The sequence below is a fragment of the Pseudonocardia sp. genome (genome assembly GCF_025965585.1).
Taxonomy (GTDB): Bacteria; Actinomycetota; Actinomycetes; order Mycobacteriales; family Pseudonocardiaceae; genus Pseudonocardia.
On sequence record NZ_JAOPWR010000477.1, the window covers coordinates 23034 to 47669 of the forward strand.

At 73.1% G+C, this 24636-nt stretch carries 22 protein-coding genes and 1 pseudogene; 14 read left to right on the forward strand and 9 right to left on the reverse strand.

What is annotated here, in order from left to right; all coding sequences use genetic code 11:
- Window positions 1-32: 32 nt before the first annotated feature.
- Genes JWR81_RS29335 through JWR81_RS29345 form a run of 3 tightly spaced genes read left to right on the forward strand, consistent with a single transcriptional unit; the run spans window position 33 to window position 2387 of the window.
- Complete coding sequence (locus JWR81_RS29335) at window positions 33-248, forward strand: hypothetical protein (RefSeq protein ID WP_297660144.1); 216 nt, start codon at window positions 33-35, stop codon at window positions 246-248.
- A complete protein-coding gene (locus JWR81_RS29340; protein WP_297660147.1) occupies window positions 238-1509 on the forward strand; it encodes a cupin domain-containing protein in 1272 nt (423 codons plus the stop codon). The genes JWR81_RS29335 and JWR81_RS29340 overlap by 11 nt, the downstream gene beginning before the upstream one ends.
- On the forward strand, window positions 1506-2387 hold the full coding sequence (locus tag JWR81_RS29345) for a sucrase ferredoxin (protein ID WP_297660150.1): 882 nt from the start codon (window positions 1506-1508) through the stop codon (window positions 2385-2387). The genes JWR81_RS29340 and JWR81_RS29345 overlap by 4 nt, the downstream gene beginning before the upstream one ends.
- On the opposite strand, the gene JWR81_RS29350 is transcribed toward JWR81_RS29345, so the two are convergent.
- The gene (locus tag JWR81_RS29350) at window positions 2371-3537 is read right to left on the reverse strand and encodes an App1 family protein (protein WP_297660153.1); all 1167 of its coding nucleotides are present in this window, start codon (window positions 3535-3537) and stop codon (window positions 2371-2373) included. The two genes, JWR81_RS29345 and JWR81_RS29350, sit on opposite strands and share 17 nt — an antisense overlap.
- Between JWR81_RS29350 and JWR81_RS29355 the strand changes: the two genes are divergently transcribed.
- Complete coding sequence (locus tag JWR81_RS29355) at window positions 3530-4201, forward strand: HAD hydrolase-like protein (RefSeq protein WP_297660156.1); 672 nt, start codon at window positions 3530-3532, stop codon at window positions 4199-4201. The two genes, JWR81_RS29350 and JWR81_RS29355, sit on opposite strands and share 8 nt — an antisense overlap.
- Before the next feature lie 122 nt (window positions 4202-4323).
- Here the strand turns inward: JWR81_RS29355 and glpK (JWR81_RS29360) are convergent, their stop codons facing one another.
- Window positions 4324-5835, reverse strand: coding sequence for a glycerol kinase GlpK (glpK, locus tag JWR81_RS29360; RefSeq protein WP_297660159.1), 1512 nt, complete (start codon window positions 5833-5835; stop codon window positions 4324-4326).
- 97 nt (window positions 5836-5932) lie between these two features.
- Entirely contained in the window at window positions 5933-6694 is a 762-nt protein-coding gene (locus JWR81_RS29365; protein WP_297660162.1) for an IclR family transcriptional regulator, read from the reverse strand.
- Between the two features lie 142 nt (window positions 6695-6836).
- Here JWR81_RS29365 and JWR81_RS29370 point away from each other — a divergent pair, with 142 nt between their 5' ends.
- The 3 genes from JWR81_RS29370 (at window position 6837) to JWR81_RS29380 (ending at window position 10952) form a co-directional block, all read left to right on the forward strand.
- Window positions 6837-7667 carry an MIP/aquaporin family protein gene (locus tag JWR81_RS29370; protein WP_297660165.1) on the forward strand — a complete coding sequence of 277 codons (831 nt, stop codon included), beginning with the start codon at window positions 6837-6839 and terminating at the stop codon, window positions 7665-7667.
- Between the two features lie 12 nt (window positions 7668-7679).
- A complete protein-coding gene (gene glpK, locus JWR81_RS29375; protein ID WP_297660168.1) occupies window positions 7680-9197 on the forward strand; it encodes a glycerol kinase GlpK in 1518 nt (505 codons plus the stop codon).
- A 96-nt stretch (window positions 9198-9293) separates the two neighbouring features.
- The gene (locus JWR81_RS29380; RefSeq protein WP_297660248.1) at window positions 9294-10952 is read left to right on the forward strand and encodes a glycerol-3-phosphate dehydrogenase/oxidase; all 1659 of its coding nucleotides are present in this window, start codon (window positions 9294-9296) and stop codon (window positions 10950-10952) included.
- Between the two features lie 60 nt (window positions 10953-11012).
- Here the strand turns inward: JWR81_RS29380 and JWR81_RS29385 are convergent, their stop codons facing one another.
- On the reverse strand, window positions 11013-12512 hold the full coding sequence (locus JWR81_RS29385) for a Dyp-type peroxidase (RefSeq protein ID WP_297660171.1): 1500 nt from the start codon (window positions 12510-12512) through the stop codon (window positions 11013-11015).
- A gap of 91 nt (window positions 12513-12603) precedes the next feature.
- On the opposite strand from JWR81_RS29385, the gene JWR81_RS29390 reads away from it, so the two are divergent.
- Both JWR81_RS29390 and JWR81_RS29395 read left to right on the forward strand, forming a co-directional pair.
- A complete protein-coding gene (locus JWR81_RS29390) occupies window positions 12604-13602 on the forward strand; it encodes a pyridoxal-phosphate dependent enzyme (protein ID WP_297660174.1) in 999 nt (332 codons plus the stop codon).
- A 68-nt stretch (window positions 13603-13670) separates the two neighbouring features.
- A pseudogene (locus tag JWR81_RS29395) lies at window positions 13671-14725 on the forward strand (NAD(P)-binding domain-containing protein).
- A 58-nt stretch (window positions 14726-14783) separates the two neighbouring features.
- Here the strand turns inward: JWR81_RS29395 and JWR81_RS29400 are convergent.
- Genes JWR81_RS29400 through JWR81_RS29415 form a run of 4 tightly spaced genes read right to left on the reverse strand, consistent with a single transcriptional unit; the run spans window position 14784 to window position 18829 of the window.
- A complete protein-coding gene (locus JWR81_RS29400; RefSeq protein WP_297660177.1) occupies window positions 14784-15269 on the reverse strand; it encodes a DUF2127 domain-containing protein in 486 nt (161 codons plus the stop codon).
- Complete coding sequence (locus JWR81_RS29405) at window positions 15266-16459, reverse strand: YncE family protein (RefSeq protein WP_297660180.1); 1194 nt, start codon at window positions 16457-16459, stop codon at window positions 15266-15268. Before JWR81_RS29405 ends, JWR81_RS29400 begins: the two co-directional genes overlap by 4 nt.
- Window positions 16460-16470: 11 nt before the next feature.
- Window positions 16471-17250: a polysaccharide deacetylase family protein gene (locus JWR81_RS29410; RefSeq protein WP_297660182.1), complete on the reverse strand. Its 780-nt coding sequence runs from the start codon at window positions 17248-17250 to the stop codon at window positions 16471-16473.
- 40 nt (window positions 17251-17290) lie between these two features.
- Window positions 17291-18829, reverse strand: coding sequence for a class I adenylate-forming enzyme family protein (locus tag JWR81_RS29415; protein WP_297660185.1), 1539 nt, complete (start codon window positions 18827-18829; stop codon window positions 17291-17293).
- A 240-nt stretch (window positions 18830-19069) separates the two neighbouring features.
- Between JWR81_RS29415 and JWR81_RS29420 the strand changes: the two genes are divergently transcribed.
- The 5 genes from JWR81_RS29420 to JWR81_RS29440 all read left to right on the forward strand — a co-directional run bounded on the left by JWR81_RS29420 (window position 19070) and on the right by JWR81_RS29440 (window position 23134).
- On the forward strand, window positions 19070-20524 hold the full coding sequence (locus JWR81_RS29420) for an NAD(P)/FAD-dependent oxidoreductase (RefSeq protein WP_297660188.1): 1455 nt from the start codon (window positions 19070-19072) through the stop codon (window positions 20522-20524).
- A 125-nt stretch (window positions 20525-20649) separates the two neighbouring features.
- Window positions 20650-21042 (forward strand): PRC-barrel domain containing protein, encoded by a 393-nt coding sequence (locus JWR81_RS29425; protein ID WP_297660190.1) that lies wholly within the window; start codon window positions 20650-20652, stop codon window positions 21040-21042.
- A gap of 15 nt (window positions 21043-21057) precedes the next feature.
- On the forward strand, window positions 21058-21825 hold the full coding sequence (locus JWR81_RS29430; protein ID WP_297660192.1) for a DUF2267 domain-containing protein: 768 nt from the start codon (window positions 21058-21060) through the stop codon (window positions 21823-21825).
- Window positions 21826-21841: 16 nt separating this feature from the next.
- Window positions 21842-22468 (forward strand): MBL fold metallo-hydrolase, encoded by a 627-nt coding sequence (locus JWR81_RS29435; protein WP_297660194.1) that lies wholly within the window; start codon window positions 21842-21844, stop codon window positions 22466-22468.
- Window positions 22469-22558: 90 nt separating this feature from the next.
- Window positions 22559-23134: a thioredoxin domain-containing protein gene (locus tag JWR81_RS29440; protein WP_297660197.1), complete on the forward strand. Its 576-nt coding sequence runs from the start codon at window positions 22559-22561 to the stop codon at window positions 23132-23134.
- On the opposite strand, the gene gndA is transcribed toward JWR81_RS29440, so the two are convergent.
- A complete protein-coding gene (gndA, locus tag JWR81_RS29445) occupies window positions 23131-24606 on the reverse strand; it encodes an NADP-dependent phosphogluconate dehydrogenase (protein WP_297660200.1) in 1476 nt (491 codons plus the stop codon). The two genes, JWR81_RS29440 and gndA, sit on opposite strands and share 4 nt — an antisense overlap.
- Window positions 24607-24636: the final 30 nt, after the last annotated feature.

The following is a 24636-nucleotide window of genomic DNA, read 5'->3' on the forward strand; positions in this document are numbered from 1 at the left end:
CTCCTGGTGACCCGACACGAGGAGGACGACCCATGGCGCTCGACGACGACGACATGACCACGACCGCAGGCGGTGGCGCCGAGGGTCCCGCCGACTCCGGCGCGGGCAGCGGCGCCCCAGGCGTCCACGACGGCGGCGCGGACGGAGGCGCCGACTCCGGCGCCGAAGGACCGGCCGACTCCGGCGCAGGCACCCGGGGCGTCCACGACGGCGGGGCCGACGGAGGCGCGGACAGCGGTGCCAGCTGACGTCACCGGTCCCGTGACGGGCGCCGGGCAGTCCTCCGCGGACCGCCCGGCCCCGGCCCTCACCCGGGCCACCGGCCTCGACGCCGAGGTGTTCGGTGCGAAGCACTGGGGTCGCGAGCCGCTGCTGGTGCGCCGTGCGGACACCCACGGCTTCCGCGACCTGCTCGACCTCGACGGCGTCGACGAGCTGCTCTCCCGCCGCGGGCTGCGCACCCCGTTCCTGCGCCTGGCCCGCAACGGCGCGGTGGTGGACTCGAGCTCGTTCACCGGCCCCGGCGGGGTCGGCGCGGAGATCGGCGACCAGGTGCGCGACGACAAGGTCGCCGGGCTGTTCGCCGAGGGCACCACGGTGGTGCTGCAGGCGCTGCACCGCCTCTGGCCACCGGTGATCGACTTCGCCACCCGGCTCGGCGCGGAGCTCGGCCATCCCGTGCAGGCCAACGCGTACGTGACGCCGCGGGCGTCGCGCGGGTTCTCGGCCCACTACGACGTGCACGACGTCTTCGTGCTGCAGCTCGCCGGGCGCAAGCACTGGACCGTGCACGCGCCCGTGCACACCGACCCCCTGCGCGACCAGCCCTGGAACGACCACGCCCGCGCCGTCGCCGCCCGGGCCCGCGACGACGCGCCCGCGATCGACACGGTGCTGGAGCCCGGCGACGTGCTCTACCTCCCACGCGGCTGGCTGCACGCGGCCACCGCGCTGGGCGAGACGTCCGCGCACCTGACCGTGGGCGTGCACGTCGTCACCCGGTTCGCGCTGGTCGAGGCGCTCACCGCGCTCGTGGGCGACGACCCGGAGCTGCGTGCGTCGCTGCCGCTGGGGCTCGACCTCGCCGACCCCGACATGCTCGACCCACACCTCGACGACGTGCGCGCGGCCCTGCACGCCGCGATCGACCGGGTGCCCGCCGAGGCGGTCGCGCGCCGGGTGCGCCGTCACGTCTGGACCGGCGGCCGCCCGGAGCCGGTGCGCCCGGTGGCCGCCGCCGCGTTCGCCGAGGGGCTGGCCGAGGGCGACACCGTCCGGCTCCGCGTCGGTCTGCACCACCGGCTGACCAGGAACGGCACCACCGTCGTGCTGGAGCTGCCCGACCGGCGGATCGAGCTGCCGGCCGCCACCGCCGACGCCGTCCGCGCGCTCCTCGGTGGGGACGCCCTGGTCGTGGGTGGCCTCCCGGGCATGGACGGGCCTGACCAGATCGTGCTGGTCCGCCGCCTGCTGCGGGAGGCCGTGCTGGTGCCGGCCGACCCGGCATGACCACCGCGACGCGCTGCGCGGACGTCGCCGACGCCGCGGACGATCCGCGCGAGGGCACGGCACCCCCGGCCGAGCGCTGGTTCCTCGTCGAGCACCCGGGGCCCTGGGGCCGGGTCGCGCTCGCCCAGTCGGGCATCGTTCCGGGTGCGGTCGCCGCGCTCTCGGCCTGGGCACTCGCGGAGAACGGGCGGGTGCTGCTGGTCCGCAGGCACAGCCGCCGCACCGGTGCGGCGAAGCGGCGCTGGTTCCGCGTCGACTCCCGCCCGGGCCACGAGGAGATCCGCACCGGCACGTTCACCGACGAGGCCGACCTCGTGGCCGCCGTCCGTGCCGCGGGCGACCCGTTCGACGGGCCGCTGTACCTCGTCTGCACCCACGGGCGCCACGACACGTGTTGCGCGGTGCGCGGCCGGCCGGCGGCCGCCGCGGTGGCCGCCGCCGCGCCGGAGCGCACGTGGGAGTGCAGCCACATCGGCGGGTGCCGGTTCGCGCCCGCGCTCGTGCTGCTGCCGCACGGGTTCACGCTCGGCGGGGTCCCGCCGGAGTGCGTCCCGGCCGTCGTGCGCGACTACGCCGAGGGACGCCTCGAACCGCGCTGGGCCCGGGGCCGCTCGGTGCACTCTCCTGCGGTCCAGGCCGCGCAGCAGTACGCCCGCGTCGTCACGGGTGCCACGGCCGTCGACGCGCTCGAGCCGGTGTCCGTGGAGCCCGACGGCGCCGCGTGGGTGGTCCGGTTCCGCGACCCGGACGTCACCGTGCGGTTGCGGGAACGCCGCGTCGAGGCCGGCCGGCCGCTGACCTGCACCGCCACCGCGCCCGGCTGGTTGCGCGTCTTCGACCTCGTCGACGTCGAGCCGTCCCCTACCGGTCGGCCCTGATCTGCGCCGGGGCCGCCGGGTCGAGCAGCCCCAGGCCCGCCGCGTGCACGGCGATCTCCACGCTGTCGTCCACCGCCAGCATCGGTACGCCCGCGGCGGTGACGTCGGCGGCCAGTGCGTCCACCTCCGCGACGCGCCGCAGCGTGGCCGTCGGGGTGCGCCGGATATAGATCGCCACGATCCGGTCCGGGTGCTCGCGCGCGAGCGTCGCGTAGATCTCGGGATCGGCCTGCCCGCTGTCGCCGACGAGCACCAGCCCCAGCAGCGGGTGCTCGGCCAGCAGCCTGCGCACCACGCCGAGCTTGTGCTCCTGCGCGCCGATGCGGAACAGGCCGCTGCGCGACGGCCCCCAGTCGGTGAGCAGCATCGGCCCGAGCGGGAACCGGCGCAGCACGATGAACTCCAGCAGCATCTCGTGCAGGTTCCACGGGCTGGTGGAGAGGTAGAAGACCGGACGGCCGGGCGTGACGAGCGCACGGTAGAGCGCCGCGGCCCCCGGGAGCGGGGTGCGGTCGCCGACCTCGGTCATCAGCGCCGCCCGCAGGAACGCCCACCCGCGGCTCAGGCCGGTCTCGATGATGGTGTCGTCGACGTCGCTGACCAGACCGATGCGCGCCTCGGGGTCCACGACGAGCACCTGGGCCCGCGCCGTCGTGCCGTCGGCCAGGGCGAGCCCGACGTCGTGCCAGCCGGGGACGAGGTCGGGCACGTCGAGCACGGCATCGAGGTAGCCGTCGTGGTCGGTGGTGTCGCTCTCCGCGCCGCCGGGGGCGTCGATCGTGACGGCGACGCGGGGCACCTCCACGGTGAGGAAGCGCGCCAGTGTGGAACGCAGCACGGCCTGCCGCGAGCGCCGGGTGGGCGGTTCGGCCACCGGCACGCCCACCGCGGGCACCTCCACCGCCGGGCGCCCGCGCACGACCCGGCCCCCGACCCGGATCCGGCGCGTGGTGCCGTGGCCGACGAACGGGACGATCATGGGCAGGTGCCGGCCCCGTACCCGCAGCACGAGCAGCACCACCATCTGAACGGCGTCCTCGACGGTCATCGCGACACGGATCAGCACCGGACGCCATCGCAGGTCCACCCCGCAGGAGTACCGCACGGCGGACACCACCGCCAGCCCACGTAAAATGTGCTCAGTGCGCACCGTGCTCCTCGACCTCGACGGCACCCTCGTCGACTCCGCGGCCCTGATCACCGAACACCTCGCCGCCGCCATCGCCGCGGCCGGTGCCCCGGCCCCCCATCCCGCGCAGCTGCGCGGGCTCGTCGGGCCGCCGTTCGAGACGGCGCTGCCGGAGCTCGGGCTCACCGCGGAGCAGACCACCGCCACGATCGCCGCCTACCGCGGGACCTACGACGCCGTCGCAGCCACGCACACGCCCCTCTACCCGGGCGTGCCCGCGCTGCTCGACGACCTGCGCGACGCCGGGCTGCGGCTGGCCGTCGCCACGTCGAAGCCCGAGCACCTGGCCCGCCGCATCGTCGACGGCGTGGGCCTCGGCGGCGCGTTCGCGCTGGTCGGCGGCGCCGATCACCCGGCGGGACGGATGGGCAAGGCCCGTGTCGTCGAGTCTGTGCTGGCCCGTCTCGCGCTCGACCCCGCGCGCGACGCCGTGGTCATGGTCGGCGACCGCCACCACGACGTCGACGGCGCGGCTGCGCACGGCGTGCCGACCATCGGCGTGGCCTGGGGCTACGCGGAGCCGGGCGAGCTCGCCCGCGCCGTCGTCGTCGTGCCGGACATCGACGCGCTGCGCACGGTGCTCACCGGCGACGACATCTGGTCGGCGGCCTCGCCCGCAGCCTGAGGTCAGGACCCCGGCAGGCCCCGCGGCGCGCCCCCGCCGTCCACCTCGACGCGAGATCGGGCACGCGGGCTTCTCGGCGTCGGGACGGTCCTGATCACTGTGCCCACCCCCTCGGCCCCGGATCAGTCCCCGGCCGGCGCCTGCACCCAGCCGTAGCTGCGGTTCACCGCGCGCCCCCAGTTCGCCCGCTCACGACGGCGCACGTCGGGGTCCATCGCCGGCTCCCACGCTGCGGCGCGATGCCAGTTGGCGCGCAGCACCTCCAGGTCCGACCAGTGCCCGACGGCCAGGCCCGCAGCGTACGCGGCACCGAGCGACACCGCCTCCGAACCGAGCGGGCGCTCCACCGGCACGTCGAGGACGTCGGCCACGAACTGCATGAGCAGGTGGTTGGCCGTCATGCCGCCGTCCACCTTGAGGCGCGTGACGGGCACCCCGGAGTCGGCGTTCATCGCGTCGACGACCTCGCGGGTCTGCCACCCGGTGGCCTCCAGCACCGCCCGGGCGAGGTGGCCGCGGTTGATGAACGACGTCAGCCCGACCATGACGCCGCGCGCGTCGGGGTGCCAGCGCGGGGAGTACAGCCCGGAGAACGCCGGCACGATGTAGCAGCCACCGTTGTCGGGCACGGTGGCGGCGAGCGTCTCGATCTGGGCGGCGGTCTGGATCATGCCCAGCGCGTCGCGGAACCACTGGACGAGCGACCCGGCCACCGCGATCGCCCCTTCCAGGGCGTAGACGGGCTCGTCGCCGAAGAGGTAGCCGACGGTCGGGATCAGGCCGTGCGTGGAGCGGGCGAGGCGATCGCCGGTGTTCATCAGCAGGAACGCGCCCGTGCCGTAGGTGCACTTCGCCTCGCCGAGCGAGAAGCACGCCTGCCCCACCAGCGCGGCCTGCTGGTCGCCGAGCGCGCCCGACACCGGGACGCCGGGCAGCAGCGTGGTGCAGATGCCGTAGACCTCCGCGCTGGGCCGGATCTCCGGCAGCATCCGCCGCGGCACGTCGAGCGCCTCCAGCAGCGGGTCGGACCACTCCAGCTTGCGGATGTCCATGAGCATGGTGCGGCTGGCGTTCGTCACGTCGGTGACGTGCCTGCCCCCCTCGACACCGCCGGTCAGCTGCCAGATCAGCCACGTCTCCATGGTCCCGAACAGGACGTCACCCGCTTCGGCGCCGGCCCGTGCGCCCGGCACGTGGTCGAGCAGCCAGCGCAGCCGCGGCCCGGCGTAGTACGTGGCCGGCACGAGCCCGGAGATCGCCTCGACGAGCGGGGAGTGCCCGTCCTCGGCGAGGCGGGCGACGATGCCGTCGGTACGCGTGTCCTGCCAGGTGATCGCACGCGCGAGCGGCTCTCCGGTGTGCCGGTTCCAGATGACGGTGGTCTCGCGCTGGTTGGCGATGCCCAGGGCGACGAGGTTCTCCGGGGCCAGGCCGGCGCCGCGCAGGGCCGCGGGCACCACGCGCTTCACGTTGCGCCAGATCTCCGCGGCGTCGTGCTCGACCCTCCCGGGCTGCGGGTAGTGCTGGCGGTGCTCCAGCTGGGCGACGGCGAGCATCCGGCCCGAGCGGTTGAACAGCAGGCAGCGCGTGGACGTGGTGCCCTGGTCGATGGCGGCGACGACGTGCTCGGTCACGGGCGAACATCCGACCTGCGCGCGACTTTGCGTCCTCGCACGGTCCACGGACGGTGCGAGGACGCGAAACGGCGCGCGGATCGGAGTCGGCGGCCTCTCACAGAACACCCACCAGCGACGACGAGATCTCCCGCGACGCCGCGAGCAGCTGCTCGGCCAGCCGTGGCCGCAGCTCGCCGCCGACGCCGAAGAGCTCCTCGACCGGCCCGACCACGCCGATGGCCCCCGCGACCATGCCGCCGCTGCCCCGCAACGGAGCGGCGGCGCCGCCGACGCCGGACTCGAACTCCCCCGCCTCGCTCGCCCACCCTCGCCGGCGGGCGGTGGTGAGGTGCGCTTCCAACGCCGCGACGGAGGTGCAGGTGCGGCCCGTCCACGGCTGCAGGTCCAGCTCGCGGGTCGGCGGGATGGCGATGGGTGCGAACGCGAGCAGGCACTTGCCCAGAGCCGTGGCGTGCAGCGGCTGCTCCTCGCCGGTGCGGATGTGCTGCGGCGAGCCGTCGGGCCGGAATACGTGGTGCACCAGCCGCACGGACCGGGACCCGGCCACGCCCAGCTGCACGGCCAGACCGGTGCTGCCCGCGAGGGAGTCGGCCCAGTTCATCGCGGCGGCACGGAGATCGTGGCGGTCCCGCGGATGGCCGAGATCGCTCAGGCCCGCGCCGAGGAAGTAGCGGGCCGACCCGGCGTCCTGGTCGACGAACCCCACGTCGCAGAGGGTGCGGACGATGCCGTGCACGGTCGGACGGGGCAGGTTCAGCGCGGCGGCGAGCTCGGCCAGCCCCAAGGGCCGGTCGGTGCCGCCGAGCAGGCGCAGCACCGCGGCGGCTCGTTCGATCGACTGGATGGATCCCGGCACTCGCCCGACCCTACGGGCGCGGTGTGATCTCCGCCCGCACCTGCGTTCGACAATGCCGAACGCCACCCGTTGCCGCTGCTCGCGGGGCTTCCTAGCGTCAGCGGAACCCGCTATGGGAGCGGGCAGAAACCGGAGGACTTCGATGAAGAACTCATTGCTCGGGGAGTTGAGTGCCGAGTTCCTCGGTACCATGATTCTCCTGCTCTTCGGTGCCGGAGTGGTCGCGCAGGTCATCACCAATCCTCAGGGCAGCCTGGGCAACCACAACTCGATCGCCTGGGCGTGGGGCTTCGGTGTCACGCTCGGCGTCTACGTCGCGGCCCGGCTGTCGGGGGCCCACCTCAACCCGGCCGTGACGATCGCCCTCGCGGCGTTCAAGGGCTTCTCGTGGCGGAAGGTGTTGCCCTACTCGCTCGCACAGACGGCGGGCGCGTTCGTGGCCGCACTGATCGTCCGGTTCGTCTACGCGGACCTGATCAACTCGGTCGATCCCGGACACACCTTCAAGACCCAGATCATCTTCTCGACCCTACCCGGCAACGGGTCAGGACCCGTCTCGGTCACGACGGCGTTCTTCGACCAGATCGTCGGCACCGCCATCCTGGTCTTCGTGATCTTCGCGATCACGACGGCCGCGAACAACGCCCCGCTCGCGAACCTCGGACCGGTCGTGGTCGGCCTGCTCGTCGTCGCGATCGGGATGGCGTGGGGCGCGAACGCGGGATACGCGATCAACCCGGCCCGTGACTTCGGCCCGCGGCTGGCCTCACTGGTCACCGGGTACGGGACCGCGATGTTCGACCAGTACGGCGGGTTGTACTTCTGGCTACCGATCGTGGCGCCGATCATCGGCGGCCTGATCGGTGGCGCACTTTTCAAGTACGCGATCGAGGGCTTCCTGCCCGCCCCCGGCGAGGACATCACGGTGTCCGAGCCCATCGGGCGCATCCCGCCGTCAGCCCAGAACCCCTAGAAGGAGAGTTCAATGGCCGAGTTCGTCGGTGCCGTCGACCAGGGCACCACCAGCACCCGATTCATGATCTTCGACCACGCCGGCAACGAGGTGGGCCGCCACCAGCTCGAGCACCTGCAGATCCTCCCGCAGGCGGGCTGGGTGGAGCACAACCCCGTCGAGATCTGGGAGCGCACCTCCGCCGTCATCCAGACCGGGCTGAACAGGACCGGCCTCACGTCGAAGGACCTCGTGGCGCTCGGCATCACCAACCAGCGCGAGACCACGGTGGTGTGGGACAAGCGCACCGGACGCCCGATCTACAACGCGATCGTCTGGCAGGACACCCGCACCGACCGCATCGCCTCGGCGCTGGACCGGGACGGGCGCGGGGACGTCATCCGGCGCAAGGCCGGCCTGCCGCCCGCCACCTACTTCTCCGGCGGCAAGATCCAGTGGATCCTGGAGAACGTCGAGGGCGCCCGCGAGGCCGCCGAGAGCGGCAACGCGATCTTCGGCAACACCGACGCCTGGCTGCTGTGGAACCTCACCGGTGGCCGGGACGGGGGCGCGCACGTCACCGACCCCACCAACGCCAGCCGCACGATGTTGATGAACCTCGAGACCCTCGACTGGGACGACGAGCTGCTCGGCTTCTTCAACATCCCCCGGTCGATGCTGCCGGAGATCAAGCCCAGCTCCTGCCCGGAGTGCTACGGCCACACCCTGCCGACCGGTCCGCTCGGCGGCGAGGTCCCGCTCACCGGCGACCTCGGCGACCAGCAGGCCGCGATGGTCGGGCAGGTCTGCCTCGCCCCCGGCGAGGCCAAGAACACCTACGGCACCGGCAACTTCATGCTGCTCAACACCGGTACCGAGCTCGTCCGGTCGAAGGCGGGCCTGCTCACCACGGTCTGCTACAAGTTCGGCGACGAGCCGACGGTCTACGCCCTGGAGGGCTCGATCGCTGTCACCGGATCGGCGGTGCAGTGGCTGCGCGACCAGCTCGGCATCATCAGCGGCGCGGCGCAGAGCGAGTCGCTGGCCCGGCAGGTCGAGGACAACGGCGGCGTGTACTTCGTGCCCGCGTTCTCCGGCCTGTTCGCGCCGTACTGGCGTTCCGACGCCCGCGGCGCGATCGTCGGCCTCTCGCGCTACAACACCAACGCCCACCTGGCCCGGGCCACGCTGGAAGCCATCTGCTACCAGAGTCGCGACGTGTCCGAGGCCATGGAGAAGGACTCCGGGGTACACCTGGACGTGCTCAAGGTCGACGGCGGCGTCACCGCCAACGAGCTGTGCATGCAGATCCAGGCCGACGTCCTCGGCGTCGATGTCAGCAGGCCCGTCGTCGCGGAGACCACGGCGCTCGGTGCGGCCTACGCTGCCGGGCTGGCCGTCGGGTTCTGGAAGGACACGGACGAGCTGCGCACCAACTGGAACGAGTCCAAGCGCTGGTCCCCGCAGTGGTCCGAGGAACAGCGTGACTCCGGTTACGCACGGTGGAAGAAGGCCGTGGAGCGGACGTTGGACTGGGTGGATGTCGACTGAGGCAAGGTCCCGAGCCGGCGCAGGAGCAACGAGAGGAACACTGACATGAGATCGGTCGCGCTCTCCCCGCAGGCCCGTGAGGCCGCATTGGAGGCGATGGCGTCGACCGAACTCGACGTGCTGGTCGTCGGGGGCGGGGTCGTGGGCGCGGGAAGCGCCCTCGACGCCGCCACCCGCGGCCTGACCGTCGGGCTCGTCGAGGCCCGCGACTTCGCCTCCGGAACGTCGAGCCGCTCCAGCAAGCTCATCCACGGTGGCCTGCGCTACCTGGAGATGCTGGACTTCCGGCTCGTCGCCGAGGCACTGTCCGAGCGGGGGCTGCTGATCGAGAAGCTCGCCCCCCACCTGGTGCGTCCCGTGCCGTTCATCTACCCGCTCAAGCACCACGTGTGGGAGCGGCTCTACGCGGGCAGCGGCGTGGCGCTCTACGACACGCTCGCCCGGCTCAGCGGCCACCGCGCAGGGCTGCCGCTGCACCGCCACCTCACACGCACCGGCGCCCGCCGGATCGTCCCGTCGCTGCGCAAGGACTCCCTCGTCGGCGCTCTGCAGTACTACGACGCGCAGGTCGACGACGCCCGGCACACGATGTTCCTCGCCCGCACCGCCGCGGCGTACGGCGCGCACGTGGCCAACCGGGCCCGTGTCACCGCGCTGCTGCGCGAGGGCGAGCGCGTCACGGGCGCGGAGGTGCACGACCAGGAGTCGGGGCGCACCTTCCGGGTGCGCGCCAAGCAGGTCATCAACGCCACCGGCGTGTGGACCGACGAGACGCAGAGCCTGGTCGGCGAGCGCGGCCAGTTCAAGGTCCGGGCCAGCAAGGGCATCCACCTCGTCGTGCCGCGCGACCGGATCCAGGGGGACTCGGGGCTGATCCTGCGCACCGAGAAGTCCGTGCTCTTCGTCATCCCGTGGGGCCGGCACTGGATCATCGGCACCACCGACACCGACTGGAGCCTCGACAAGGCCCACCCGGCCGCGTCCGCCGCCGACATCGACTACCTGCTCGACCACGTCAACGCCGTGCTGGAGCAGCCGCTCACGCACGCCGACGTGGAGGGCGTGTACGCCGGGCTGCGGCCGCTGCTCTCGGGCGAGTCGGACTCCACGTCCAAGCTCTCGCGCGAGCACGCCGTCGCCCACACCGTGCCGGGGCTCGTGGTCGTCGCGGGCGGGAAGTACACCACCTACCGGATCATGGCCAAGGACGCCGTGGACGCGGCGGTGCACGGCCTGGACGCGAAGGTGCCGGTGTCGGTGACGGAGAACGTGCCGCTGCTGGGCGCCGAGGGCTACGACGCCATGAAGAACAACCGCTACCAGCTGGCCCAGCACTACGGGCTGCACGTGGCGCGGATCGAGCACCTGCTCGGCCGGTACGGGTCGCTGGTCGACGAGGTGCTCGACCTCGTCGCGGACGACCCGTCGCTCGGTGAGCCGCTGGCCGGCGCACCGGACTACCTGCGCGCCGAGATCGTCTACGCCGCGAAGGCCGAGGGTGCCCGGCACCTGGACGACCTCCTGGCCCGACGCACCCGCATCTCGATCGAGACGTTCGACCGCGGCGTGGGCGTGATGGAGGAGGCCGCGAAGCTGGCCGCCCCCGTCCTGGGCTGGAGCGACGAGCAGGTGGCGCGCGAGGTGGAGCACTACGGCAAGCGGGTCGACGCCGAGCGCGAGAGCCAGAAGATGCCCGACGACGAGACGGCCGACTCGGCCCGCCTCGGGGCACCCGAGGTGGTCCCGCTGCGGTAGCCGCTCCGCCGCCCCTGCGCGGATATCGCGACCCCTGGCCGCGATATCCGCGCCCGCCACCTACTTGAACGACCGGATCGCCGGGATCGAGGGGGCGAAGAAGTACTCGCCGCCCTCCATGTGCACGAACCGGTTGAGGTTCACGTTCGGCTTGCGGCCGAGATTCTTGGAGAACGGCGCCGCGCCCCGGAACGGGAGCACGTCGTTCGCCCCCTGGCCGATCAGCGGGTCCACACCGGATTCGGGCTGGACGAAGTCGGCGTCGTTGATCCAGAACCGCTGGACGAACTCGAACTGGTCGAAGAGATCGGTCACGTAGCAGGCGAACAGCAGCCCCCGCTCCTCCGTCGTCGTCCCGGTCAGCGCTTCCTCCTGCTTCAGCTCCGGCCCGAAGGCGATGCCACGGCGCATCATGCGGTGGGTCTGGGTGAAGGCCTCCGCCCGGGGGACGTCGCCCGGCGCCGGGTCCACGTCGTGCCGGACGTCGTCGCGCGGATAGGCCTTGCGGATGTGGGCCCCCCACGGGCAGACCAGGCCCTCGCGGTCCCCGTCGAATTCGAAGGCGTTGACGTCGGGCGTCCCGTCGGCGGTCGACGGGTCGTCCGCGCGCGGAGCGTTGATCAGCGCCGCACCGCTCTTCCACCGGCCGACCATCTGCGCCCCGAGCAGGTCGGCCGACGCCGGGTCCGACGCCGCGGGGTCGATCTGCGACGCGGCCGCCTCCTTCACCGACAGATCGAACTCGGGCACCCTCTGCGCGAGCCGGCGGAACACCAGGAACGCGCCGTTGGCCATCAGCGGGATCGGCGGCTCCTGCACGGGCCCCTTGATCGTCAAGTCGGCGGCGGCAGGATCCTGCGCCGGATAGCCGAACAGGAACTCACCGGGCCAGAGCAGATCGCGGCCCGGTTCGGCCTGGTCGGGATCGGGGCCGACCGTGGGATCGAGGGCAGCCCCGGGGGCGATGCGACCACGCACGGCCGGCTGCGAGACACCGTCGGCGTAGCCGAAGTGCTCGTGCCCCGCCACCGGCTCCGGCCGCACGGTGCCGACCTCGGTGGCCACGTGGTCCCAGCCGTTGGCCCCGGCCGGGGCGAGTCGCAACGCGATCGTGTTGTCGACCTCGGCCTCGGTCGCGCCGGCGACGAGGAACACTCCGTGCACAGGATCGCCCCCCGGTCGCAGGACCTTCCACGTCGCGGGATCGGGGTCGGCGAGGTCGGTGGCACTCGCAGCCATGCCCTTGCCGAACGTCGAGTCGGAATCGAGACCGCCGACGCCGAGCGCTGCCAGGCCGGCCTGGGTGAACGCCACGTTCAGGCCGGGGGTCGAGAGCAGGGCGGTGCTGCCGGTCGCCTTCGACGCCGCCACCGCCGCCCGCTGGTCGAGGCAGTCCTGCATGCTGGTGATCTGCAGGTCGTGCAGGAACGCTGCGAATGCGGCGGAGTCGACGATGCGGAAGAACACCAGCTTCTCGGACTTCTTCAGCAGGCCGACGAGGATGTCGCCCTGGATCTCGTCGGTCGGGAACAGGGGCTCCGCGGTGAGGTCGCGCGCCATGGCCGTCCTTCTTCCTGTGCGAGGGATGCTCGTCAGGAGGAGCGGGGCCGGGCGCCCGAGATACGACGAGATGCCCGACTACCGTGGCCGTGTGGGCTCTCTGATCGACATCGAGGACATCCGCGCGGCGGCCGCCGCCATCGCCGGGCACGTGGTGCGCACCCCGGCCGTGGTCTCCCCCGGGCTGACGGCGCACCTCGGCATCCCGGTCACGGTCAAGCTGGAACTGTTGCAGCGCACCGGTTCCTTCAAGGCGCGCGGCGCGTTCCACAAGCTGCTCGGGCTGTCGGCGGCCGAGCGCGCGGCCGGGGTCGTGGCGGTCAGCGGCGGCAACCACGCCACTGCGCTCGCCGACGCCGCCGGTGCGCTGGGCATCACCGCCACCGTCGTCATGCCGGAGTCCGCGCCGGCACGGGCGGCCGCGGCGGCGCGCGCCTCGGGCGCCGACGTCCGGCTGACCCCGGACATGCCCGGCGCGTTCGCGCTGATGGACGAGCTGGTGGCCGCCGGGAGCACGCTCGTGCACCCGTTCGACGACGCGGTGGTGATCGCCGGGCAGGGCACGGTCGGGCTGGAGTTCGCCGCTGACGCGCCCGAGGTCACCGACGTGCTCGTCAGCATCGGGGGCGGCGGGCTCATCGCGGGCGTCGCGTCGGCGTTCCACGCCCTCGCGCCGCACGTGCGGGTGTGGGGTGCGGAGACCGAGGGTGCCGACGCGATGACCCGTGCTCTGGCCGCGGGCGCGCCGGTGCCGATGACGCCCACGTCGATCGTGAGCACGCTCAGCGCCCCGTACGTCTCGACGCTGACGCTCGAGCACGTCCGCGCGCTGGTGGAGGACGTGCTAGTCGTCCCCGACGCCGACGCCGTGCGCGGCAGCCTCACCCTCGCCGAGGAGGCCAAGGTGTGGGCCGAGCCCGCGGCCGGGTGCCTGGTGCCGGCCGCGATGCAGGTGCTGGACCACGTGGGCCCGGACGCCCACCTGGGTCTGGTGGTCTGTGGCGGCAACGTCACCGCCGCGGACGTCGCGGCATGGACCGAGCGCTTCGCCGCCACACCCCTCCCGGCCCGCACACCCGCATCCCACTGACCCGAGGCCTCCCAGCCCGGGTGATCAACGCCGCGGAAGGGGGGCGGGGCGCCCGCGTTGAGCCCGGTGTGCGCGCGGACGTGGTGGTGATCGGGGCCGGGCAGGCCGGGCTCTCGGCCGCGTACGGCCTGCGCCGGGCGGGGTTCGAGCCCGGCTCCGGGTTGGTGGTGCTCGACGGCGAGGACGGTCCCGGCGGGGCGTGGCGTCACCGCTGGCCGACGCTGCGGGTGGACACCACCCACCGCATCCACGGCCTCCCGGGCCTGCCGTTCGACCCGGACGACCCGACGCGGCCCGCCGCCGAGGTGGTACCCGCCTACTTCGCCGACTACGAGCGCACGTTCGACCTCCGGGTCCTGCGCCCCGTGCACGTCTCCGCCGTCCGCGACGCCGCCCCCGACCTGCTCGTCGAGACCGACCGTGGCACCTGGCGCGCCCGCGCCCTCATCAACGCGACCGGCACGTGGACCCGACCCTTCCGGCCGAGCTACCCGGGCCAGGAGACCTTCCGCGGCCGCCAGCTGCACCCGGCGCAGTACGGGGAGCCGACGAGTTCGCCGGACAGCGCGTGGTGGTGGTCGGCGGCGGGACGTCGGCGGTCCAGCTGCTGCTGGAGATCGCGCCCGTGGCCGCGGCCACGACGTGGGTGACCCGGCGGCCCCCGGTGTTCCGCGACGGGCCGTTCGACGCCGAGGCCGGGCGCGCCGCCGTCGCGCGGGTGGACGAGCGGGTGCGCGCGGGCCTGCCGCCGCAGAGCGTGGTGGGGGCGACGGGGCTGGCGCTGACACCGGCCGTGCGGGCCGCGCAGGAGGCCGGGGTGCTCGACCGGCGGCCGATGTTCGACCGCATCGAGCCCGACCGCGTGGTCTGGGCCGACGGCACGTCCGAGCCCGCCGACGTGATCCTCTGGGCCACCGGCTGGCGGGCGGCCCTGGGCCACCTCGCCCCGCTGGGCCTGCGGGGACCGGGTGGAGGCATCGCGATGGACGGCACCCGCGTGCCGGCCGACCCGCGCATCCACCTCGTGGGCTACGGCCCCAGCGCGAGCACGATCGGCGCCGACCGGGCAGGCCGCGCCGCCGCCCACGAGGTGGCCGCGCTGCTGGCCGCCCCAGCGGCCTGAGCGGCTCCCCCCTGGGTTCGCGCGATGACCGCCCGCCGGCTCGTGGTGGCCCGGGCCGTCAGCGTCCTGGGCCGGCCTGGGTGGCCGGCAGGTTCCGGTACTCACGGATGATCAGCACGATGATCGCCACGTCGAGTGCGGCGAGGAACGGCAGCAGTACCGACCCGGTCTGCGTGGCGCGGTATATCTCATAGACCACGAACGCGCCGAGCACCACCACGGCCACCGGGTAGGCCGGCCGGATCCGGCGCAGCATCGCGGCCACCAGGACGAGCTTCACGATGCCGTGCAGGCCGAGGTAGAGCACAGCGAACGTCCTGTTGCCCGACACGAAATCGGCCGTGCCGGACACGAAGTGCGTGGCCAGCGAGCCGTCCGGCGGCCCGAGCAGATCGCGGGAGATCACGTCGTTGATCAGCGCCTGCACCGTGGCCGTCGGGATGAGCAGCAGCACGATCGCGCCGATCAGCTCGATCGCGCCGTCGAGCCCCTTGACCGCGAGCGCGATCTTGAACAGCAGCTCGCCCCCGCGGCCCTCGGTCATCGCGTGATCCCGGTGTGTCCCAGCGAGTAGCGGCCCGGCTGAGGCCACACGCAGAGGCCGTGCGGGCCCTTACCCACGGGGATCTCCTTGATCAGATGGCCGTCGACGGTCGAGAGCACGTAGACGACGTTGTTGTAGCGGCCCGAGAGCCACAGCTGGCTTCCGTCGGCGGTCACGTTACCCATGTCGGGGCTGCCACCGCCGGGGATCTTCCACTTCGTCAGGACCGCGCCCGTGTAGGCGTCGAGCACGCTGACGGCACCCTCCTTGCGGTCGGTGACGAACAGCCGCTTCGCGTCGCGCGACATGTAGAGCCCGTGCGCCCCGAGCCCGGTCGGGATCTCGCGCAGGACCTTGGTCGCGGCGCCGTCGAGCACCCACACACCGCCCTCCTGGCTGTCGGCGATGTAGAACACCGACCCGTCCGGGGCGAGCTTGATGTCCTGCGGGCCCATGACGAAGTGGCGAACGGGCATGTCGATCGTGCGCAGGAGCTTGCGGTTCACGGTGTCGATCACGGCGACCCGGCCGGCGAACTCGCAGGTGAACACGGCCGTGCGCCCATCGGGCATGAAGTCGGCGTGGTCTATGCCCGCGCAGTCGGGCACCAGCAGGGTGCTCTGCACCTTCCATGTGTGCGGGTCGTAGAACACGAGGCGCTTGCGCTCCTCGGCCACCGAGATCGCCGACTTCCCGTCGGGCGTGAAGTACATGTTGTAGGGGTCGACCACGGGGATGTTCGCGCCCGGCTTGCCCGTCTTCGGGTCGAACGGCGTGAGCTTGTTCGTGGTGTCGTCGCTCGCGTACAGCGTGGTCATGTCGTAGGACGGGATGACGTGCTGCAGCTCGCCGCCGAGCCGGTACCTGCCCACCACCGCGAACGTCGCCGGGTCGATCACCCACACGTCGCCCGACTTGGTGTGCGGCACGTAGACAAGCGGCTTGGCCGCCTTGGCTGCGTCCGAGAGCATGTTCGCCCCGGCGTCGGCGTAGATGTCGTGCGGGTCGGTCACCGGAGGCATGCCGGGCAGCGGGACGCCGGGGGCTGGGGCGGGGGCGGGCGCGGCCCCGGTGATGACCGGCACCGGGGTCGTGACGCCGGAGGCGCCGCTGTCGGGGGCTCCCGAGCAGCCCGCGAGCAGCACGAGGGCGATGCCGAGCAGCGCTGCGCGACGGAAGGGCAGTGGCACGGCGGTCCCTCTCAGGCGAACAGTCGGCCGGCGGTGACCGGCTTGAGGCCGCGGGCGGCCAGGTCGTCGAGCAGGCCGGGGAGCGCCTCGAGCGTGCCGGGGTGGCCCAGGTGCATGCTCACGACGTCGCCCGCGACGGCCGCGCGGAGGTTGCGGCGGATCGCGGCGGCGCCGGGGTCGGTGAAGTCGCGGGAGTCGACGTCGTAGGACAGCACGTGCCGGTAGCCGGCCGCACCTGCGAGCTCCAGCACCTCCTTCGTCGCGTGCTGCGCCGCCGACGGCCGGAAGAAGTCGCCCGGCGACCCCGTCAGCGCGGCGAGCCGGTCGCGGCAGCGCTCGATCTCGGCCCGGACCCCCGACACGCTCAGCGTGGTCAGGTCGGGGTGTGACCACGTGTGGTTGCCCAGCTCGTGGCCGTGGTCCGTGACGACCTTGACGGCGTCCGGGTACTGCTGCAGCCACGTGCCGATCGCCAGCACGGTGACGGCGGCGCCCCGGTCGGAGAAGCCGGTGAGGACCTTCGTGGCGAGGTCGAGGTCACCGGCTCCGTGGAACGTCAGCGCCACCTCGGGACGACCCGACGTGGCGTGCACGAACTCCGTGGCGATGCCGGTGAACGGCGCCGTGGTCGTGGGAGCAGCGGCGGCCGCGGCCGTCGTGGCCTCCGGAACGGGGGTGGTAGTCACCGGGGAGGCCGCGGGGGCCGGTGCCGCGCAGGCCCCCACCGCGGCCACCGGGACGGCGGCGAGGAAGGCACGCCGGGACAGCTCCGCGCGTCGATGGGTGCTCACGGGCGCGGACCCTACTGTGCGCCCCGACGTGGGAATTCCTTTACCCGGAAACCCCCCGGTCAGGGGTGTGCTCGTCGCGCAGCACCCGCTTGAGCAGCTTGCCCGAGTCGGTGCGCGGCAGCGCGTCGCGCACCTGCCAGCTCCGCGGGTGCTTGTAGCGCGCGAGGTGCTCGGCGACGTGCGCCTCGAGCACGGCGACGTCGATCTCCCGGCCGCGGCGTGGCACCACCACGGCGTGCACGGTCTGGCCCCACTCGTCGGACGGCAGGCCGAACACCGCGGCGTCCATGACGTCGGGGTGGGCGTGCAGCACGGCCTCCACCTCGGCCGGGTAGACGTTCATGCCGCCGGTGATCACCAGGTCGCTGCCGCGGTCGCGGATGTAGAGGTAGCCCTCGGCGTCGAGGTGGGCGACGTCGCCGACCGACTTCCACCCGTCCCCGAGCGGCTCCCTGCCGTGATAGCCCGCGAACGTGATCGGCGACCGCACCTGCAGCTCCCCGGGCTCGCCCGCCGGCAGCGGCTCGCCGTCGGGCCCGACGACCCGCAGCTCGACGCCCGGCAGCGCCCGTCCGCACGAGCCCGGCCTGCCCAGCTGCTCCTCGGGCGGCATCACCGCGTCCACGCCCAGCTCGGTGGAGCCGTAGATCTCGAAGAGGAACCCCTCCCCCAGCTTCTCCGCGATCTCCACCTTGAGCGCGTACGGCACGGGCGCGGCGTTGACCACCAGCGATCGCATCGAGGAGACATCGGCGCGGGCCAACGCCTCGGGCGGCAGCGCCACGATCCGCTTGAGCGGCGTGGGCGCGGTGAAGGTGTTGGTGACGCGGTACTCGCGCACGAGGTCGAGCCAGCGCCCGGCCTCGAAGCTGCGCATGATCACGATCGTGCCGCCGAGGGCGTGGGTGAGCGTGGCCCACGACAGCGGGCCCGAGTGGTAGACCGGCCCGGTGGTCAGGTGCACCTCCTCGCCGGCGCGCAGCCGCAGGGTCGCCACCAGCGCCGCGGTGATCGCGGGGTCCACCCGGGTGCGCAGCGCTCCCTTCGGCTTGCCTGTCGTGCCCGAGGTGTAGATCATCTGGCCGCCGCCCTCCCCCGGCGGGAGCGGCGGGTCCTCCGAACCACCCGCGAGGACGTCGTCCCAGGCGAGGGCCCCGTCGAAGGGGTCGCCGCGGAACACCACCACCTCGCGGACGTCCGGCAGATCGGCGCGCACCGCCGCCACCCGTCCGGCCTGCTCGGCATCGACGAGCACGACGACCGCGCCGCTGTCGGCGATGACGTAGCGCATCTCGTCGGAGGTGAAGCGGTAGGCCAGCGGCACCGCCACCAGCCCGATCTTGCGCGCCGCGTGCAGCACGACGAGCACCTCGAGGCTGTTGGGCCCGCACCAGACGATCCGGTCGCCCGCGCCCAGGCCCAGCTTCAGCAACCCGTGGGCCAGGCGGTTGGCCCGCGCCTCCAGCTCGGCGAAGGTGACCGTGGGCCCGTCCGGGTCGATCACCGCGGGCTTGTCCGGGGTGGTGGCGGCGTGGGCGGTGAGGTGGTCGGGCGCGGCGGTCTGCACGTCATCGGGCATCTGTCCACCTTCACCGATCACACGGCCGGACGCGAGAGGCTGCCCGATACGTCCCCGACCACCCGCCACTGCGTCGTTCAGCATCCGCACCCCGTTGGCGCCGACAGGATGGCCCGCGCCGAACAGGGCCCCGAGGTGAGCCGGTGGACGGCCTCGACCGGCTCGTGCAGGCCCTCACAAGCGACCGTTTGCACCATCACCGACTGGTCCGATCGGCCCAGCTCGCCCTAAGGTCACGCTGTGACCAGCGCGGGGAACATCGTCATCGTCGGCGCCGGGTTCGGCGGGATCGCCGCGGCCATCGAGCTCCAGTCCCACGGCTTCACCGACATCACGATCCTCGACGCGGCGCCCGAGCTGGGCGGCACGTGGTTCCACAACACCTATCCCGGCGCGGCGTGCGACGTGCCCAGCCACAAGTACTCGTTCTCGTTCGCGCAGCGCCGCGACTGGTCACGGCTGTGCTCCCCGCAGGCCGAGATCCTCGACTACCTGCGCGACGTCGCCCACTCCTACGGCGTCGACCGGCGGATCGTGCCGAACACCACGGTGACGTCCTGCGCCTGGGACGACGCCGCGCGCCGCTGGACGGTCACGGCCGCCGACGGCCGCACCTTCGACGCCTACGCCGTGGTGATCGCCACCGGCCAGCTCAACCGGCCGGTGACGCCCAGCATCGAGGGCGCCGGCACGTTCACCGGCCACACGTTCCACTCCGCCCGCTGGGACCACGACCACGACCTGCGCGGCAAGCGGGTGGCGGTGATCGGCACGGGGGCGAGCGCCGTGCAGTTCGTGCCCGCCATCGCGCCCGACGTCGCGCGCATGACGGTCTTCCAGCGCACCGGCAACTGGTTCATGCCGCGGCGCAACCGCCCCTACCCCGCAGCCGTCCGCGCCGCGATCAAGCACGTCCCCGGCCTCCAGGCCTACCGGCGCCGCTACCTCACCCAGTACCTCGAGCTGCTCACGGCGATGATCCGCAACCCCGACCGGCTCGGGAGGCTCGGCCGCGCGCTGTCCTCGGCGTTCATGCGCTCCCAGCTCAAGGACCCCGAGCTGCGCCGGAAGATCTGGCCCGACTACACGTTCGGCTGCAAGCGCGTGCTGTTCAGCTCCACGTACCTGCCCGCGCTGCAGCGGCCGAACGTCGACGTCGTCACCGCACCGATCACGCGGATCACCCCCACCGGCGTGCAGGACGCCGAGGGCGGGCACCACGAGGTCGACACGATCATCTGGGCCACCGGCTTCGCGACCCGCGACTTCATGTTCCCGATGGCGATCACGGGCACCGGAGGGCGGTCGCTCGCCGACGTGTGGGCGAAGGGCCCGCACGCCCACCTGGGCATGACGGTGCCGGGCTTCCCGTCGCTGTTCGTGATGTACGGCCCGAACACCAACACCTCGGGCGGGTCGATCATCTTCTTCCTCGAGGCCCAGGCGCGCTACCTGCGCCTGGCGCTCACGCAGGTGCGCGAGCGTGGCGCGTCGGCGATCGACGTGCGCCAGGAGACCGAGGCCGCGAGCGACGCCGCCGTCCAGGCCGGCTTCACCGGCACGGCCTGGACGCGCTGCGACTCCTGGTACCGCGACGAGGAGGGCCGGATCATCACCAACTGGCCCCGCTACATGCGCGACTACGAGAAGGCCACGGCGACGCTGGACCCGGCGGACCACGTGTTCCTCCCGTGAGCGGGTCGCGCCGCCCGTAGGAACCGGACCGGGTGTGACCCGGCCTGGCGGACCGACCGGACGGGCTGTGGTTGGCCGTCCCGTGCCGATGTGCCCGGGCTCCGGGCGCTCCGAGGATGGCGGGCGTGGAACGCAACGCGGCACCCGGTGTGCAGGAGGACGTCGCGGACCTCGGACGTCCGATCGCCTACCTCGCGCTCGCCGAGGGCACCCCCGTCCTCGACCGCGAACGCCGGCGGATCGGGGTGGTCGACCAGGTGATCGCCGACCTCGACCTCGACCTCTTCCACGGCGTCGTCGTGCACACCCACCCGCTGCCCGGACGGGACCTCTACGCCGATCGCGACCAGATAGCCGAGCTCCACGAGTGCGCGGTGCTGCTGGGGGTCACCGTCGACGACCTGCACGAGCCCGGCGACCCCGGCCCTCCGCGTCGGGACGACCATCCACGCGGTCCCGAGACCAGGCTCGAGGCCGGGCTGCGCCGGGCCTGGGACCGGATCGCCGGCCGGCGCTGACGCACGAGGAGCCCCATGACCTACGAGCAGTTCCTGACCATGGTCGCCCGGATCGCGGACACCGACCAGGACGCCGCCGAGCGCGCGTCCGAGGCCGTCCTCACGGTGCTGGGCCAGCACGTGAGCCGCGGCGAGGCCGCTGACGTGCTGCAGAGCCTTCCGCCGGAGCTGCAGGCGTACGTCTGGTCACCGGGCAGCCCCGAGCGCTTCCCTCCGGAGGAGTTCCTGCGCCGCGTCGCCGAGCGGGAGGGCACCGACACGCTCACCGCGGAGCGGCACGCCCGGGCCGTGTTCACCGCGCTGCGCCAGGCGGTCGGGCCCGACGAGTACGAGGATGTCCGCGCCCAGCTCGGGAAGCACTACGCCGCTCTGCTCGACGCTGACGCCTTCGTGCCGTCTCTCGAACCCGTCGTCGGCGCGGTCGCCGCGAAGGCCGGGATCGACCACGACGCCGCACGCACGCTCATCGCGGCGGTGCTCGAGACGCTCGCCGAGCGCATCGCCCCGGGCGACTCCGACGACCTCGCGGCACGCCTGCCCGTGGCCCTGCACGCCCCGCTGCACCGTGGCCGCGACGCCGACGAGCAGTCCCGCCGGATGGGGCCCGAGGAGTTCGTCATCCGGGTCGCGCGGCGGACCGGCCTGCCGCTGGACGAGGCCGCACGACGCATCCCCGCGGTGTTCGCCACGCTGCGCCCGATCGTCGGCGACGAGTTCTTCGACATCATCGTTCAGCTGCCGGACGGGTACCGCCCCCTGCTGGGCGCCGCCCGGACCGGCTGACCGAGAAGGAGGCACCGTGCTCCCGCGCATCGACCGAGTGGTCACCTCCGCGACCGTGACGACCGACGACGGGCCGCGGACCGTCGAGACCAGCACCTGGCTGCTCGGCGACGACGAGCAGGTCCTCGTCGTCGACGCCGCGCACGACCCCGCGCCGATCCGGGCCGCGGTCGGAGACCGGCGGGTGGTCGGGGTCGCGTGCACGCACGCGCACCGCCATCACGCGGACCAGGCCGTCGCGCTCGCGGACGCGGTCGGGGCGCCGATCATGCTGAACGAGGCCGACCATCCCCTCTGGAACGAGGTCCACGCCGGCCACGGGCCCGACGAGGACCTCCCGAACGACGAGGAGATCGCCGTCGCACACGTCAAGGTCCGGGTGCTGCACACCCCGGGCCACACGCCCGGCTCGGTGTGTCTGTACGTGCCCGCGCTCGACGTCGTGTTCACCGGCGACATGCTGCTCAAGGGCGGCCCGCTGCGCACGGACCGGACGCTGAGCAGATACCCGCAGATCACCCGGTCACTGCGCGAGCGGGTGCTGGGGCTCCCGCCGGAGACGCGCGTCCTGCCCGGGCACGGCGACGAGACGACGGTCGGTGACGAGCGCGACCTCCCGGACCTCGTGGCGCCCGAGCCCTGACCGCACTGTTCCCCGAGGGCGAACGGCGGAGCCGCACCTCGCCTCGGCGGACCGAAGACGGGTGGAGCCGCCCCGAGCAGCATCGTCGTCATGACTGCGAACCCAGCCGCCCCACCGGTCCCGCGCGGTGCCACCCCCGCGGGGGACGGCATCGTCGTCGGCGCCGGACCGGTGGAGGTCGAGGCCTACATCGACTTCGCCTGCCCCTTCTGCAAGCAGTTCGAGCTGATGGCCGGGCCGACCCTGGACCGGCTGCTCGAGGAACGGCTCATCGGCTTCGTCCGGCACCCGATGGACTTCCTCGACGCCGTCTCCACCACGGGGTACTCGACGCGCGCCGCAGCGGCCTCCGGGGCGGCGTCGGACGCCGGCATGTTCCACGAGTACGCCCGGACCCTGTTCGCGAACCAGCCGCCCGAGGGCGGCCCCGGCCTCACCGACGGTCAGCTCGTCGAGCTCGGACAGGAGATCGGCATCACCGACAAGCAGTTCGCCGAGACGATCCGCAAGGGCACCTACCTGCCGTGGCCGCCGTACGTCACCCAGCGGGCCACCGAGCGCGGGATCGCGGGGACGCCCAGCGTCTTCGTGAGCGGCGTCGCGGTACCGGCCCGGCCGGGCCCGATCCTGGCCGCGGTCCAGGCCGCGATCGAGGGTCCCGTCTAGCCGTCGGTGCGGACCTCCGTGCCGTCCTGGCTCCAGCGGGTGTGGAACGCGCCCTCGGCGTCGGTGCGGCGGTAGGTGTGGGCGCCGAAGAAGTCGCGCAGGCCCTGGATGAGGTTGGCCGGGCCGCGCTCGCGGCGGTAGCCGTCGTAGTAGGAGAGCGAGCTGGAGAACGCCGGGATCGCCACGCCCTGCTCGGTGGCCGTCACGACGACGCGTCGCCACGCGTCCTGCGCGTCGGCGACGGCCTCGGTGAAGTACGGCACCATCAGCAGGTTCTCGATGTCGCCGTGCTCGGCGTAGGCGTCGCGGATCCGGTTGAGGAACTGTGCGCGGATGATGCAGCCGCCACGCCAGATGGTGGCCATGGCACCGAGGTCGAGGTCCCAGTCGTTCGCCTCGGACGCCGCGCGCATCTGCGCGAAGCCCTGCGCGTACGCCACGACCTTGCTGGCGTAGAGCGCCTGGCGGATGTCCTCGACGAGGCTCTCGGGGTTCTCACCGGCGCCGGGCGTCGGGCCGCCGAGCGTGGTGGACGCGGCCTTGCGCTCGTCGCGCAGCGCGGACAGACCGCGGGCGAACACCGCCTCCGTGATGCCGGTGAGCGGGATGCCCAGCTCGAGGGCGTCGATCGCGGTCCAGGTGCCTGTGCCCTTCTGCTCGGCCTGGTCGACGATCACGTCCACCAACGGGCCACCGGTCTTCGCGTCGGTCTTCGCGAGCACCTTCGCCGTGATCTCGATGAGGAACGACTCGAGGTCGCCGGTGTTCCACTCCTCGAAGATCGCCGCGATGGCCGGTGCGTCCAGGCCCGCGACGTGGGTGAGCAGGTCGTAGGCCTCGGCGATGAGCTGGATGTCGGCGTACTCGATGCCGTTGTGCACCATCTTCACGTAGTGCCCGGCCCCGCCCGGCCCGACGTGGACGCAGCACGGGGTGCCGTCGACGACGGCCGCGATGCTCGTGAGGATCTCCTCGACCTCCGCGTAGGCGGACGGGTCGCCGCCGGGCATGATGCTCGGCCCGAGCAGCGCGCCCTCCTCGCCGCCGGACACGCCGATGCCCATGAAGCGCAGGCCGTGGGCGGCGCACTCCTCGGTGCGGCGCACGGTGTCGGGGAAATGCGAGTTGCCGGCGTCGATGATGACGTCGCCCTCGTCGAGCAGCGGCGTGAGGTCGGCGATCACGCCGTCCACCGGCTTGCCTGCCTTGACCATCACGATGATCCGGCGCGGCTTCTCCAGCGCGGCGACGAACTCCTCGAGCGTCTCCGCGCCCGTGAACGCGCCCTCGTGGCCGTGCTCCTCCATGAACTCCTTGGTGCGCGCCGTCGTGCGGTTGTGCACGGCGATCGGCACGCCGCGCGAGGCGATGTTGCGGGCCAGGTTGGCCCCCATCACCGCCAGCCCGGTGACCCCGATGCGACTCTGTCCGGCTTCACGCTGCGCCGATGATTCGCTCGCAGGCTTGCTCATGGTTCTCCCTCGTCGTCACGGGTGGCGCGG

Bases quoted from the DNA above. Each gene is read 5' to 3' on its own strand.
- gndA (WP_297660200.1), bottom strand. From the start codon at position 24,606: ATGAGCAAGCCTGCGAGCGAATCATCGGCGCAGCGTGAAGCCGGACAG.
- JWR81_RS29385 (WP_297660171.1), bottom strand. From the start codon at position 12,512: ATGGCGCGCGACCTCACCGCGGAGCCCCTGTTCCCGACCGACGAGATC.
- JWR81_RS29335 (WP_297660144.1), top strand. From the start codon at position 33: ATGGCGCTCGACGACGACGACATGACCACGACCGCAGGCGGTGGCGCC.
- JWR81_RS29400 (WP_297660177.1), bottom strand. From the start codon at position 15,269: ATGACCGAGGGCCGCGGGGGCGAGCTGCTGTTCAAGATCGCGCTCGCG.
- JWR81_RS29370 (WP_297660165.1), top strand. From the start codon at position 6,837: ATGAAGAACTCATTGCTCGGGGAGTTGAGTGCCGAGTTCCTCGGTACC.
- JWR81_RS29430 (WP_297660192.1), top strand. From the start codon at position 21,058: ATGACCTACGAGCAGTTCCTGACCATGGTCGCCCGGATCGCGGACACC.
- JWR81_RS29345 (WP_297660150.1), top strand. From the start codon at position 1,506: ATGACCACCGCGACGCGCTGCGCGGACGTCGCCGACGCCGCGGACGAT.
- JWR81_RS29415 (WP_297660185.1), bottom strand. From the start codon at position 18,829: ATGCCCGATGACGTGCAGACCGCCGCGCCCGACCACCTCACCGCCCAC.
- JWR81_RS29380 (WP_297660248.1), top strand. From the start codon at position 9,294: ATGGCGTCGACCGAACTCGACGTGCTGGTCGTCGGGGGCGGGGTCGTG.
- glpK (WP_297660168.1), top strand. From the start codon at position 7,680: ATGGCCGAGTTCGTCGGTGCCGTCGACCAGGGCACCACCAGCACCCGA.
- JWR81_RS29440 (WP_297660197.1), top strand. From the start codon at position 22,559: ATGACTGCGAACCCAGCCGCCCCACCGGTCCCGCGCGGTGCCACCCCC.